Genomic DNA, 14,115 nt, shown 5'->3' with positions numbered 1-14,115 from the left:
AAGCAAATTTATATTGATTTCAGTGGAATAATTATAATGAGTGTTCAGGATGTACCAAGTCCAATTGATTTAAAAAATCCGCAAGATGCTTTGCAATGGGCTAATGAAGCCAATGAAAAACGCCCATGGCGTTATGAGTTTTTTGACTATTATGTGAATTTAATTCAAAAAGCAGCCAAAGAGAAACACTATCAAACTGATCAAAACGTGCAGTTCAATATTTTAGAAATAGGTTCAGGTCCTGGTTTTTTTGCCAAACATTTACTTACCCAGTGTGCTGATATTGAATATACTGCGCTAGATTTCTCTGATGCAATGCATGAGCTTTCTAAAAGTAAGCTACTTTCTTCTGAGTTAGACAGAGTGCAATATCTGATTGCTGATTTTAAAAATGAAGATTGGCGCGATCAGCTTGGACAGTATGATGCCATTATTATTCATCAAGCTTTACATGAGTTACGCCATAAAAACTATGCAAATCAATTTCATCAACAAGTAAAGACATTATTAAAACGTGATGCTCTGTATTTGGTCTGTGACCATATTTTTGCATCAGATGCGATGAGCAATAATGACTTGTATATGTCGAAACATGAACATTTTCAAAGCTTAAAATATGCAGGCTTTACTGACATAGAACTGGTTAAAGAGATCAAAGGGCTCTGTCTGTTTGAGTGTTATTTGTAGCAGTAAATTTTTAATACGTTTGGTATATACGTTGTCATTACAATAAAATTACATCATCCATTCAAGTGGTAAATATGAGACGCTATACATGACAAATCGTTGGAATCGTGTTGTTTCAGGGTCAACTTTATATTCAATCACTTTGCCATCCGCACGATGATCTAGCCAGATCAGTTCACCTTGCGGATTAAGTTTTAACTCATAAGCAACCCTAAATAGGGTTTGATCCAATAGATTTGAAATTTGCTCTTGTAAAGGATCTGATTGAACAACCAGTCCAACTTCGGTATTGATATTGAATGATCTTGGATCAAGGTTAAATGAACCAATAAAGACTTTGTCATCAATATTGATAAATTTTGCATGCAAACTGGATTTATTTTTGCCTTTTTTCGGAATGATATTTCCTGTAAGGACCTCATACCAAGTGCGGCGATTGCGTTCTATATAAGGTTTAAATTCATAAAGTTTTGCGCCTCCTTTAAGCAGGTCAACTCGATACTTTTGATAGAACGCATGGACAAGCGCAACATCATTTGCCATAAAGGAGTTGGTTAAAATTCTGACTTTGACATTTTGTTTAGGGAATTGGTTGATGAAATCCGTCCCATTTTTTGTAGGAACAAAATAAGCGGCAATCAAATCCATTTCTTGTTTGGGATCACCCAAATGTTGGTGAATTTGGTGTGAAATTAATTCATTACTGTGTGCTTGTCCTAAACTTTTCTTTGGAGAATCTGCCAGAAAATCGGCATAAGCCCAATTGATTTTATTTTGATTAAGCTCATTGGCGAGTTCTTTCTGCTCAAGATTTACTTTTTCATCTGTCGTATGTTCAGCTTGTTCAAGTCGTTCAAAGCTTTTTCGCAAAGTTAATAAATCGTGTTCAGAACCTTTATCAATAAATTGATCAATCGGATAGCTTAATTGAAAATTCCAAAAGTCGGTAAAAACTTCATTTGCACGATTGACCGCTTTACCAAAAAATAAAATATCCATATCGGTAAATTGGAAAGATTCACTGGCATCAAAATATTCACTGCTGATATTTCGTCCGCCTGTCACAGCAATTGCACCATCAGCAATAATTAATTTATTGTGCATTCGATGGTTGATTCTGTTCATTCTAAAAATATAATCCATTACACGAAAGTGTCGGAATTTATAAGGATTGTATAATTTGATCGAAATGTTTGGATGTGTCAGCAATGCACTTAATTGCCGATCTATTTTTGTTCCGTTTTGATCATCGATTAATAAGCGTACTTTTACACCGCGGTCAGCAGCTTTAAGCAATTCGTGTAGCATTAAATTGCCAATAAAATCATCTGCCCAAATATAGTATTGTAAATCAAGTGTATATTTGGCTTTCCGAATCAGATGGATACGTGACGCGATACTTTGGAAAGCATCATTCATGGCTAAATATGCAGTGAGACCTTGAGTAAGCATCTGTTTTGCTTGAGGCTCATTGATCCAATGCTCTGCATATACTTTAACTTGTTGTTCTTGTTCTGGTTGATTCATAGGTAAACTACATCCAGTGATTGAAAAAGCCAAAATAACGAAGGCAAGTGAAGTCTTTGAATGATTCATTCTTTCAATGAGTACTTTAAATTTTACTAAATCATATCATCAAGTTAATGGTTGAATCTGTAAAGAGAAAAAGGTTACTGTAGTCCAACTGTTAAAACACAAACCTATTAGGATATTTAGCTATGAAATCACGTGCTGCTGTTGCATTTGGTCCAGGAAAACCTTTAGAAATTGTGGAAATTGATGTTGCTCCTCCACAAAAAGGCGAAGTCCTTGTTAAAATTACCCATACAGGGGTTTGTCATACAGATGCATTTACTTTATCAGGTGATGATCCAGAAGGCGTATTTCCAGCGGTTTTAGGCCATGAAGGGGCTGGTATTGTTGTCGAAGTTGGTGAAGGTGTAACTTCAGTAAAACCTGGGGATCATGTGATTCCTTTATATACTGCAGAATGTGGCGAATGCTTATTCTGTAAATCAGGCAAAACCAACCTGTGTACAGCCGTTCGTGCTACACAAGGTAAAGGGGTTATGCCTGATGGAACGACACGTTTTTCTTATAATGGTGAACCTATTTACCACTATATGGGGTGTTCAACTTTTAGTGAATATACTGTCGTTGCTGAAGTATCATTGGCTAAAATTAACCCAGAAGCAAATCCTGAACATGTCTGTTTGCTGGGTTGTGGTGTAACGACAGGGATTGGTGCAGTCCATAACACAGCAAAAGTACAAGAAGGCGATTCAGTTGCTGTATTTGGTTTAGGTGGTATTGGTCTGGCTGTTGTACAAGGTGCGCGCCAAGCGAAAGCAGGTCGTATCATTGTTGTTGATACCAATCCTGAAAAATTTAAGTTGGCAGAAGATTTTGGTGCGACTGATTTCGTTAATCCAAAAGACTATGACAAACCTGTTCAAGAAGTGATTGTTGAAATGACAGGTTGGGGTGTAGACCATTCATTTGAATGTATCGGCAATGTCAATGTGATGCGCTCAGCGCTTGAATGTGCTCATCGTGGGTGGGGACAATCAGTCATCATTGGTGTAGCAGGTGCAGGTCAAGAAATTTCTACCCGTCCGTTCCAGCTTGTGACTGGTCGTACATGGAAAGGAACCGCATTTGGTGGGGTAAAAGGCCGTACACAATTGCCAGGTATGGTTGAAGATGCGATGAAAGGTGATATCCAACTTGCACCTTTTGTTACCCATACAATGGGCTTAGATAAAATTAATGAAGCATTTGATTTAATGCATGAAGGTAAATCAATCCGTACAGTGATTAACTTTTAAGCTTAAATACTGAGCACCACCCAGAACCAGTGATACATCATGTATCACTGGTTTTTATTTGCATGATAAATGTATGAGTTTTATATATTAATTTTTTAAGCTTATCTTTTTTTGTTATGTTATGACTTTAAAGCAAAAAATCAAAATAGGTCGTCTTATGAAAAATGTTGCAATTTTAGGTCTTGGTATCATGGCTTTAACCGTATCAGCATGTTCTTCGCTTCAAACTAATGCAACGCCAGATCAAACAGCACAAAACACTCAAACTACATGTGTTGCTGAACGCGCAACTCAATTGATTGGTCAAAATGATATGTCTGAAGCGAAAATTAAGCAGCTTACACAGGCATCAATCGTACGTAAAGTTGCGCCAAATCAAGGGGTAACTATGGATTATCGTATTGAACGTGTGACAGTAACTGTAGATCCTGCGACCAAAAAAATTACCCAAGCGACTTGTGGTTAATAACACAAATTTAAGTCTTATATGATTGAATAAATACTAATTTATTCAATCATGATTTTAAAGTTTAATTTAACAGAATCGCTTCATCTATTTGACATAGAACAATCATTATAAAAGACTAAAATAACAATATTTTGCTACTGAATGACAGATAATGCTTGCTTAAAGCAGTTTTTTTGTTATGTTTTAAGCTGTACTTTTGGATGTGTAGCGTTAGAGCACAATACTTCAATTCATTAGCTATTATTAAAACCCTATGAAAAGACTATTTTTAATCCTATTTGCGATTTTGATATCAAATTCAATATTTGCTCAGAATGAAAACTATAAAATTGCCATGGATAATTTTATAAACAACTATAATTCTGATCAGTATGAAAAAATTTATGATGAATTTTCTGTTGAAATGAAAAAGACATTGCCGCTTGAAAAGACAAAGCAATTTTTCTCAGGATTAAAATCTCAGGCAGGAAAAATTGAAAGTAAAGAATTTCTCAGCGATCAACAAGGAACTTATCAAAGTTATAAAACCAAGTTTGAGAAAATGGTGTTAACGGTCAATATTTCGCTTGATCAAGAAAATCATATCAAGGGACTTATTATGAAGCCTAATGAAGTCCAAAAAGAGATAAACAGTAGTAATACTGTGAATGCACTTAACGCTTATCCAAAAGAAATCTCAGACATCATTTTTTCGAATAGCCAAAATTTTCCAAATAATACGCAACTTTCTATTGCAGTCGTTCAAAATCAAAAAGTGAAATATTATGGGGTTATCAAAACTGATGGCAAGATCAAACCGATTGAAAACCAGAATAAGGTTTTTGAAATTGGTTCTATTACCAAAGTTTTTACATCGACCGTTTTAGCTTCGCTTGTTGATGAAGGAAAAATTAAATTAACGGATGAAATCAATCCATTTTATCCATCTTTAAAATTTAAAAATAACACTCAACTGAATTTTAAAGACTTGGCTAATCATACTTCTGGTTTACCGCGCTTACCAGAGAATCTAGATTTATCGAATCAAAGTAACCCCTATAAAGATTATGGTAAAAGTCAGATTGAACAATACCTTAAAGATGATTTGAAAATTGAAAATGAGCCTGAAAAAAAATATGTTTATTCCAATTTAGGGGCGGGATTATTAGGCTATACGCTTGGCGTATCACAAGGAAAAAGCTTTCAAACATTATTACAAAAGAGAATTTTTGATAAATACACAATGAAAAACTCATTTGTAAACTCGCAAAATCTAGATACTAAGTTAGTAAAAGGGCAAAATCCTGATGGACAAATCGTATCAAATTGGGATTTTGACGTTTTGTTTGGTGCTGGCGGGCTATTATCAACCACAGAGGATTTAGCAAAATTTGCAATCGCACAATTCGATCCTAAAAATACCGAATTGACTTTAACACGTACACCGACCTTTGAAATGAACAAAGATATGAAAATCGGTTTAGCTTGGCATTTGTTGAAATCACAAAATGGAAAAGATTTGGTTTGGCACAATGGCGGAACTGATGGCTATTCATCTTCAATGGCAATAAATGTTGAGGATAAGACTGCTGTTATTGTGCTATCTAACCTCTCAGCTTTTCATCCAAAAACGAAAAACATTGATAAATTATGTTTTCAGCTCATAGATGAGAAGCAAAAATAATATTTGGATTTTACATATGGGGAAACTTAACACTGCAAATATTTTGAGTAGATTGGAGGTTTACTTTTAGTTTGTGATAGCTGGATTGAAATAATAAATACAAGTTTTTCCCCTCAATTGAAACTCATGTTCTTGTCGTTGTATGCCACTTTAGAGAGATACTGAAATGAAATATAGGGAAATTGAGCCAAATGGATTTTTGAGTAATTTTGTGAAGTGTTTTTGGTATTACGAAACTATGGGAATAGATGTTCAGCATACCATTTTGCCAGATGGTTACTTTGACTTAATTATCGAGTTCGTAGATGGAAATTTAACAAAAGTAAAACTGACTGGAATATGGAGAAGACCAAAAGACATACAAATTTCTAAAAACACTAAGTTCTTTGCGATCAGATTCAAGCTGTTAGCCCTTGAGTATATATTTAGAACACAGATAAAATCTATTTTAGATATGACGATAAATTTACCTGAGTCTTTTTGGAGAATTGACGAGTATCATTCAGACGAGTTTGATAAATTTGTTTCTGAAATAACGAACAATTTAGAGGCTTCAATAAAATTCTTAAAGCCCATTGATCGCAGAAAATTAAAACTATTTGAAATCGTGTATCAACAAAAATCTACATCGGTGTCTGAAATTTCCAATAGCATTTTTTGGAGTAGCAGGCAAATAAATAGATATTTTCAATCCAATTTCGGTATTACATTCAAGGAATTTTTAAGTATTGTACGTTGCAATGCGACTTACCCAGAAATTTCAAATGGTAATCTAAATCCAAATTCTGACTATTTTGATCAAGCGCATTTTATCAAAGAAATTAAAAAATATACTGGGGTAACGCCCAAAGCGTTAAGTAAAAACAAAAACGACCGATTTTTACAATTATCAAAAATGGATGAAAGGCAATAATTCTATAACTTAATTTAAAGATGAATTAAAAATGAAAATTTGCAAAATTTCTCCAAACTTTGAAGTGACTGATATTAAAAAAACAACGGCTTTTTACACAGAAAACCTAGGCTTTAATCTGATCATGGCGGTTCCAGAATCACAAGATGGAATCGATCAAACTTTTCTTGAAAATAAAGAATATGTTTATGCGCTGGTGCAGAGGGATAACGTGGAATTTATGTTTCAACGTTCTGATACCTTTAAAAATGATGTTGTTTTTTCAAGAGGGTTAGCTATTGGAGCAACAGTATCTTTTTATATGGAAATAGAGAGTATTAATGAATTTTATTTAGCACTAAAGCATAAAAATCTTCAGCTCACTGAACTAAAAACAACATGGTATGATATGCAAGAATTCTATTTAAAAGATCTGAATGGCTATATTCTTGGCTTTGCTGAAAAAGTTGAATAAATGCCTTATAACATCATTTTAGCGTCTTGGGTAAATAAAATCCGCCATATGGGCAATAAACCATTGGCGGAAAGTTTTCCAAAATGATCAGAATGAAGTATTACTTTTTAACTCAGTAAAAATGCTTCATTTACTCCAGATTGCTTAACAAAACAATCATCATGAGAGACCAGAATGACAGCACCTTTAAATTGCTCAATGGCTTGCGCAAGTAATTCTCGTGACTCAATGTCTAAGTGATTTTCAGGCTCATCCAATAACAATAAATCAATATTTTGATGATGATGACTTATTCCAAGTAATGCTACTTTAAGTTTTTCACCGCCACTGAGTTGCCCCAATTTTAAGAGTGCTTTTTCGCGGCGGATCCGCAGTTGACCTAATAAATTTCGCCATTCAACCTCCAGTATATCTGGATTAAATTTCGCTAAATTCTTGATCACAGAAAGATCATCATTGAGTAAACTAAAATTTTGATCCAAATATAAACTTTGCCCGGTAAAGAAAATTTCAGTACTTTGTGATTGATCAATCATTTTTAATAGGGTGGATTTACCCACGCCATTTGCACCTTTAAGCTGGATTTTTTCACTGGCTTGGAGTGACAACTTTATTTTCTGTGTGGTGGTATAAGGCAATTGTAAATCGTGAATTCTTAATATTTCACCTTGTTTAGATGATTGAAAATGAAAGTCAAATCGTTGTGGTTTAATTTTTTCTAATGTTGTTTGTTTCTCCTGTAAACTGCTCTGTGTTTCATCAGCTTGGCGAATTTGTTGTGCACGTAATTTCCCAAAACTTTGCCCAGCTTGCTCTTTTTTAAAATCCAGTAGAATCTTGGCTTGAGAGTTCGAGTCACGCAATTGAGCACCTTTACGTTGACGTTTTTGTGCTTTCATTAAACTATCATGCTGTTGTTGCTTTAACTGTTTAAATTCACGTTTTTCTTGTTGAATAGACTGAGTTAAGGCATGGATTTGTTGTTGGTGCTGTTGAACATAATCAGCATAATTTCCCGAAACATGTTGTAAACCTTGCGCGGTTAAAGCATAAATATGCTGCACTTGATTCAGCAATTGAAGATCATGACTAATAATACAAACTCCCGCCTTATGTGCCTGAATCGATTCAATTAACCATTTTCTTGCCATGGCATCTAAATGATTACTTGGCTCATCTAAAAGTAGATAATGATCTTGCTTTAGAAATAAGCGACACAAAGCCAGCTTGGTTTTTTGACCTTCACTTAAGTATTGTATGGGAAAATTTAAATCAAGCGGCAGTTGTGCATTGCTTAAAATTTGTTGCCATTTTTGAGGTAAATCCCAACAGTTTTCCACCAAATCATAATCTTCAAAACTGGCACTACTGTTTTCAATACGCTCAAAAGCATTGTGTAGATGAGCAATATTTAAAGCTTCAGCTATGGTTTTCGCATTTAATCGTTGTAATTGTGCTAAATAATCATGTTGGATATGCCATGCAATTTGCCCTGAATAGGCTAAATCTGAATGCTGTTGTAGGTGTAATAGTTTAAAAAGTAATGATTTTCCCAAACCATTACGACCAATCACAGCAGAAGTTTGCCCTGAAAAAAGCACAAAATTTAGTTGTGTAAACATTGTTTGAGTGGGGAATGCCAAACTCAAATTTGAAATAATACATGCTTGTTGCATTCAATGATCCTCATATAGAGGATGCACAAAATAGTATGTAATAAAAGCTTTAAATAACAGTAGATTATTTAATTTATCGTAAAGACGGTATCAGAACCAAAAGATAAGTATAGCCTTGAGTAGAATCTATTTTGCACATCAAAAATTAAATAAATAATGATGAGAAAATGACTTACTTCATTGGCGTTACTCTTTTAAGAAGGGGATAAGAATGCTTATTGTATAAGAATAAATCTGTATGTCAATGTTCAGTTTTTAAAATGCTCATTAAAAAAGAATCATCTCAAAACTTAACTCCCTTATGAAAAGGGAGTTAAGTGGCAGTTGATTGAACCAATCAACGCTTATCAATTTATTTAAGCAGTTGCTTTAATGACTTCTGCAACAGATGTTGCTACATAATCAATATTTTTTAAATTTAAGCCCGCTGCACACATACGGCCACTACGTAGCAAATAAATGGCATATTGATCTTTTAATATATCCACTTGTTCAGCCGTTAAACCTGTATAGCTAAACATGCCTTGTTGTTCTGTAAGGTAATCAAAATTACGACTAGGTAAAGCAGCAGTTAATTTTGCCTTTAATAGTTCGCGCATTTGGATGATACGCTCACGCATTTCTTTAAGTTCTGCATGCCATTTTTCAGTTAATGTTGCATCATTCAATACATTATCAACCACTAAGGCACCTGTCGTTGGAGGGCTTGAGTAGATACGGCGTACAGTTGCTTTAAGCTGACCTAAAACCTTTTGTGCAGTTGCTTGGTCATCACAAATAAAGCTTAAGCCACCAACACGCTCACCATATAGTGAGAAAATTTTAGAGAATGAATTACTGACAATGAAATTCAATCCTGACTTGTCTAAGGCACGAATTGCATAAGCATCTTCTTCTAAGCCTTGACCAAAACCTTGGTAAGCAATATCTAGGAATGGAATTAAATCACGTGCTTTCAATACTTCAATTACACGATCCCATTCAGCAGGTGTTAAATCTGCGCCTGTTGGGTTATGGCAACAAGGGTGAAGAAGAACAATGCCTTTTGCAGGGATTTGCTGTAAATCCTCTAACATGCCTTCAATATTGACACCATTGGTTGCTGCATCAAAATAACGGTAGAAATGTGAATTGATTCCTGCACCATTAAAAATTGCAATATGGTTTTCCCACGTCGGTTGGCTCACCCAAACATCAGATTCAGGGAAGTATTTTTTTAGAAAATCTGCGCCTACTTTAAGTGCACCAGAACCACCTAGGGTTTGAATGGTCACTGCACGACCATCTTTACGTGCTTGGCTATCTGCACCTAAAACCAGTTTCTGGGTTGCTTCGTTATAAGACTTTGAACCATCCATCGGTAAATAAAGCTTTACCTTGTCATTGCTTGGTTCAATATTTTTCAAAGCCGCTTTTACAGCGTCTAACTGAGGAACAATTGTGTCCTCATTATAATAAAGACCAATACTTAAATTTACTTTGTGTGTCCGTTCATCCTTACCAAAGGCTTCCATTAGAGAAAGAATTGGATCACCTGCATAAGGATCTACATGTTGAAACATGGTCTAAAGTCCTAAATCAATCGAAAAAATCAAGTCTGATAATATAGGTAATTCAAACCCCGACTCAACAGTAGATTGAGGTTTATTTTTTATTATTTATTCAACTTTAGATTAAGGTCATCGCACATTTGTCTATATTTATAGCCAAATGTGTATTCTCTACAAAATAGAGGATAAATAAGATAAAACTTAAACAGTGTATCAAGTGCGGTATTGAAAGAGAGATAGCTAAGATATTGATTGTTTTTAGGTCGCAGTATTGTTAATGAATGATAAAACTATTGTTCTGCATTTCTCTTCTTGTCATCATAGTGCAAGCGCAATATTTAAATTCTGGATGGTTTTTAATGTTACTGAATTATCAATACGATCAAGCTCAAGATAGCCATGAAACTCAAAAAGTCACACTGGTATTGATTCACGGGTTATTTGGAAGTTTAAGTAATTTGGGCATTATTGCACGTGAATTTCAAGGCAAATTCAACTTATTACAAATTGATGTTCGAAATCATGGCCATTCTGCACATTCAGATGAAATGAATTATCAATTGATGGCTCAGGATGTTTTGCAAACACTTGATCATTTAAATATTGAAAAGTTTATTGCGATTGGACATTCTATGGGTGGAAAAATTGCAATGAAACTTGCAGATTTAGCGCAAGATCGTATGCAAAAAATGATTGTCTTGGATATGACACCTTTTGCATATCAAGAAAATCACCATGATCAAATTTTTAAAGCCTTATTTGCGGTTGAAAATGCACAAATTGAATCTCGTAAAGAAGCAACAGAGATTATGCGTCAATATTTAAAAGAAGAAATGGTGATTCAATTTTTATTAAAATCATTCAGTAAGGGAAAATGGCTGTTTAATGTCCAAGCTTTATTTAATCATTATGCTGATATTTTAAGCTGGGAAAATCAGCAGGTGAATCCTATTCCAGCATTGTTTATTAAAGGTGGAAACTCTCCCTATATTTCAAAAGCTGAACATTTTTCTGCAATCGAAACCCAGTTTAGTCATAGTCAAGTTAAAGTCATTGAACAAGTCGGGCATTGGTTACATGCTGAAAAACCGGCTGTAGTCAATCAAATGATCTCTGGGTTTATAGAATGAGGTTTTAGACTCTGAATAAATTAAAACAGCATATTTAAAGGTAATATGCTGTTTATAAATAATTGTTTTATAAACACTACCAGTTCTTTAGTCCACTATGGTCAAGAAAGTGTGTTGGTTTTGAATTTTCCATTGAGTACTAGATATGAAATTAGACCTAAAACCAAACCCCAAAATGCACCCCCAACACCAAATAAACTGATATTGGCCGTCGTTGCGAGAAAGGTAATGAGTGAGGCTTCTCGGCCATCAATATCACTCATCGCATTTGCAAGACTTCCAGCAATTGTACCTAATAATGCAAGTCCTGCTAAAGTGCTTATAAAAGCGACTGGAAACGCTGCAAAAACAGCTGCTAACGTTACACCAAAAATTCCAACAAGAATATAAAACACACCTGCGGCAATCCCTGAAATCCAGCGTTTTGATGGATCTTCGTGGGATTCCTTTCCAGTGCAAATTGCAGCAGTGATCGCAGCAAGATTAAATGCATGTGAACCAAACGGAGCCATGAGGAACGAGCCTAAGCCTGTCACGATAAGAATCGGTTTAGCATTGGTGTGAAAACCATCATTTTTAAGAACCAGTAAACCTGGCATATATTGTCCTGTTAAGGTAATTAAAAATAAAGGTAAAGCAACACTCAGTATCGAGTTTATAGAAAAAGTTGGTGTGGTAAAAATAGGCGAGGCTAATTTTAGTTCAAATCCCGAGAAATCAATCCGTGATTGTAAAAGTAAGAAAATAAAGCCAAAAATCAAGACACTAATAATGGCAAATCTTGCAGAAAATCGTTTGGTGATTAGGTAAATCAAAAATAATGAAATCGCCAAAAAGGGATCAATTGTCATATTGGTAAAGGCAGCAATCCCAAATTGCAATAAAATACCTGCCAAGAGACCAGATGCAATACCTGCTGGAATTAGACCAATCAATTTTTCAAAATAGCCCGTAATTCCCAAGATCACAAATCCCAGTGCAGAAAGTAAATATGCGCCAATTGCTTCGGAATATGGCACGGTTACAAGCGTCGTAATTAAAAATGCAGCGGCAGGTGTAGACCACGCAGTGATAATGGGTTCTCGGGTATACCAGCTTAATAATATTCCTGTGATACCAACCCCAATAGAAATAGACCAGACCCATGAGGCAGTGAGTTCAGGGCTAAGACCAGCCATCTGCGCAGCTTGAAAGATTAAAATAAAGGTACCACCATAATTAACAATGACCGAAATTAAACCAGCCATAATGGGGGGAAAAAAATCATTAGAATGATGTTGAAAAGACATAAACTCTACCCCTAAGATTTAAAAAAAGAAGTAGTAGAGTGTATTTTTGATTGTGGTATTGCCATAAGATACACTTTTAATATTTTTTAAGGTACCAGTTTGCCAATATGACTTTATCTTCTGCCTTTTTACTTAACTTTGGTAAAGGTGAAGGAGTTAAGAATGGTTTTTATATTGCTAAATACAATGAGAGTAGTGCTTTGAATGCAGCGAAGAAAAATACCCTCAATTTAGGTTTCTTAATGATTTTTTGAATTTCATAGATCGTACAATATAAACAGTTATTACAATTAAAAAACTATTGAAACAAGAGTTCAATAATAAATATGAGTTTATCCTCTAAGATTGAATATTAAATAAATTTTTCGATAGGATAAAAGTATGAGCCATAGTAAGCAACTCACCATATTTGATGTCTTAAAATTTAGTCATGAAAAGCAAAGAGAATTATCTGATAAATTAATTGAAACCAGTGGCAACTCAGAAGAAAGAAAGCATTATTTCTCATTATTGAAAAATGAATTATTTGCACATGCAGTGGCTGAAGACAGGTATTTTTACATACCTCTTATGATGACAGATGCAGGTTTGAATATTACAAGACATGCTCTGTCTGAGCATCACGAAATTGATGAGCTACTTGAGCAACTTACTGAAAAAGAATTCAATAATCCGAGTTGGTTACGTATAGCAAATCAGCTACGAAAGCTTGTACATCATCATTTAGATGAAGAAGAGCATAAATTTTTCCAGCAATCTGGTAAAATTTTAAAAGATGATGAAAAACTAAGCTTAGCTAAAAAGTATCAACATGAATATGATAAATATATTGATAAAGACAAAACAAGTTTAGTTAATTAATGATTTAAACTTTTTAAAATTTAGCTAGATAGATAAGTCAGATTTGAAAACTGATGATTTGATGACAAGAACGCCAATCGTATCGATTGGCATTCTTGAAATATCAAATTACTTTAGGTAAAAGCTATAATGTTTGCCACTCATTTCTTGCTTCTTCTGAATTTTTATTCAAAATTACGTTTCCATCTTTAATTTCACTCGCCCAACTTAATGGAATCAGATGATGTTCATTATGTTCATCATCACTTCGAGTCAATTTAATTGAATCTTGTCCCTCAAGATGATCAACCTTACCGATCTGTGTACCACATGAAGCAATTACTGAAGCATGTTCTTTAATATCGTTTGCATTAACGTTACTCATAATGTTTGCTCATCTATTGTTCAAGTTGAAATATCAGTCTAAGACATTTAAAAAATTAGTGATGTAAGTATTTTAAAGTTTTAAGTTTTGTTGAGTTAATAATGTAAGGTTTATAGATTTATTTAATTTATAAATGTCATTTTTGAATAAATATATAAAATTAAAAATAATGTGATTCTGTTCTCAATTAATTAATTTTGTTATGCTTTATTCATTTTTTTTTGTGATGTA

14 protein-coding genes are annotated in these 14,115 nt (G+C 34.2%); 9 read left to right on the top strand and 5 right to left on the bottom strand.

Features of this window, described 5'->3' with window-relative positions; translation table 11 throughout:
* Positions 1-36: 36 nt before the first annotated feature.
* Positions 37-687 (top strand): class I SAM-dependent methyltransferase, encoded by a 651-nt coding sequence (locus L3V46_RS10520; RefSeq protein WP_239045653.1) that lies wholly within the window; start codon positions 37-39, stop codon positions 685-687.
* Positions 688-735: 48 nt separating this feature from the next.
* Here the strand turns inward: L3V46_RS10520 and L3V46_RS10515 are convergent, their stop codons facing one another.
* Positions 736-2,214: a phospholipase D family protein gene (locus tag L3V46_RS10515; protein ID WP_239045652.1), complete on the bottom strand. Its 1,479-nt coding sequence runs from the start codon at positions 2,212-2,214 to the stop codon at positions 736-738.
* 191 nt (positions 2,215-2,405) lie between these two features.
* Here L3V46_RS10515 and L3V46_RS10510 point away from each other — a divergent pair, with 191 nt between their 5' ends.
* The 5 genes from L3V46_RS10510 to L3V46_RS10490 all read left to right on the top strand — a co-directional run bounded on the left by L3V46_RS10510 (position 2,406) and on the right by L3V46_RS10490 (position 7,014).
* Positions 2,406-3,515, top strand: coding sequence for an S-(hydroxymethyl)glutathione dehydrogenase/class III alcohol dehydrogenase (locus L3V46_RS10510; protein ID WP_239045651.1), 1,110 nt, complete (start codon positions 2,406-2,408; stop codon positions 3,513-3,515).
* Between the two features lie 157 nt (positions 3,516-3,672).
* On the top strand, positions 3,673-3,981 hold the full coding sequence (locus tag L3V46_RS10505) for an I78 family peptidase inhibitor (RefSeq protein ID WP_239045650.1): 309 nt from the start codon (positions 3,673-3,675) through the stop codon (positions 3,979-3,981).
* A 256-nt stretch (positions 3,982-4,237) separates the two neighbouring features.
* Positions 4,238-5,647 carry a beta-lactamase family protein gene (locus L3V46_RS10500; protein WP_239045649.1) on the top strand — a complete coding sequence of 470 codons (1,410 nt, stop codon included), beginning with the start codon at positions 4,238-4,240 and terminating at the stop codon, positions 5,645-5,647.
* A gap of 166 nt (positions 5,648-5,813) precedes the next feature.
* On the top strand, positions 5,814-6,560 hold the full coding sequence (locus L3V46_RS10495; protein WP_239045648.1) for an AraC family transcriptional regulator: 747 nt from the start codon (positions 5,814-5,816) through the stop codon (positions 6,558-6,560).
* Positions 6,561-6,591: 31 nt separating this feature from the next.
* Positions 6,592-7,014: a VOC family protein gene (locus tag L3V46_RS10490; RefSeq protein ID WP_239045647.1), complete on the top strand. Its 423-nt coding sequence runs from the start codon at positions 6,592-6,594 to the stop codon at positions 7,012-7,014.
* A 107-nt stretch (positions 7,015-7,121) separates the two neighbouring features.
* Here L3V46_RS10490 and L3V46_RS10485 read toward each other — a convergent pair whose 3' ends face one another.
* Complete coding sequence (locus L3V46_RS10485; protein WP_239045646.1) at positions 7,122-8,690, bottom strand: ATP-binding cassette domain-containing protein; 1,569 nt, start codon at positions 8,688-8,690, stop codon at positions 7,122-7,124.
* Between the two features lie 356 nt (positions 8,691-9,046).
* A complete protein-coding gene (locus L3V46_RS10480) occupies positions 9,047-10,252 on the bottom strand; it encodes an amino acid aminotransferase (protein WP_239045645.1) in 1,206 nt (401 codons plus the stop codon).
* Positions 10,253-10,599: 347 nt separating this feature from the next.
* Between L3V46_RS10480 and L3V46_RS10475 the strand changes: the two genes are divergently transcribed.
* Positions 10,600-11,370 (top strand): alpha/beta fold hydrolase, encoded by a 771-nt coding sequence (locus tag L3V46_RS10475; protein ID WP_239045644.1) that lies wholly within the window; start codon positions 10,600-10,602, stop codon positions 11,368-11,370.
* A 101-nt stretch (positions 11,371-11,471) separates the two neighbouring features.
* Here the strand turns inward: L3V46_RS10475 and L3V46_RS10470 are convergent, their stop codons facing one another.
* Positions 11,472-12,659, bottom strand: a complete 1,188-nt coding sequence (locus tag L3V46_RS10470; protein WP_239045643.1) for a benzoate/H(+) symporter BenE family transporter — start codon at positions 12,657-12,659, stop codon at positions 11,472-11,474.
* Between the two features lie 107 nt (positions 12,660-12,766).
* Between L3V46_RS10470 and L3V46_RS10465 the strand changes: the two genes are divergently transcribed.
* Positions 12,767-12,913, top strand: a complete 147-nt coding sequence (locus L3V46_RS10465; RefSeq protein WP_239045642.1) for a hypothetical protein — start codon at positions 12,767-12,769, stop codon at positions 12,911-12,913.
* Between the two features lie 127 nt (positions 12,914-13,040).
* Complete coding sequence (locus tag L3V46_RS10460; protein ID WP_239045641.1) at positions 13,041-13,520, top strand: hemerythrin domain-containing protein; 480 nt, start codon at positions 13,041-13,043, stop codon at positions 13,518-13,520.
* A gap of 124 nt (positions 13,521-13,644) precedes the next feature.
* Here the strand turns inward: L3V46_RS10460 and L3V46_RS10455 are convergent, their stop codons facing one another.
* The gene (locus L3V46_RS10455; protein ID WP_239045640.1) at positions 13,645-13,884 is read right to left on the bottom strand and encodes a DUF2171 domain-containing protein; all 240 of its coding nucleotides are present in this window, start codon (positions 13,882-13,884) and stop codon (positions 13,645-13,647) included.
* Positions 13,885-14,115: the final 231 nt, after the last annotated feature.

Origin of the sequence: Acinetobacter sp. AG3, from assembly GCF_022343575.1 — a bacterium.
In the GTDB taxonomy this organism is placed as follows: domain Bacteria; phylum Pseudomonadota; class Gammaproteobacteria; order Pseudomonadales; family Moraxellaceae; genus Acinetobacter; species Acinetobacter guillouiae.
The sequence above is the reverse complement of the archived record's forward strand: the minus strand, read 5'-3'. Positions and strand labels throughout refer to the sequence as shown.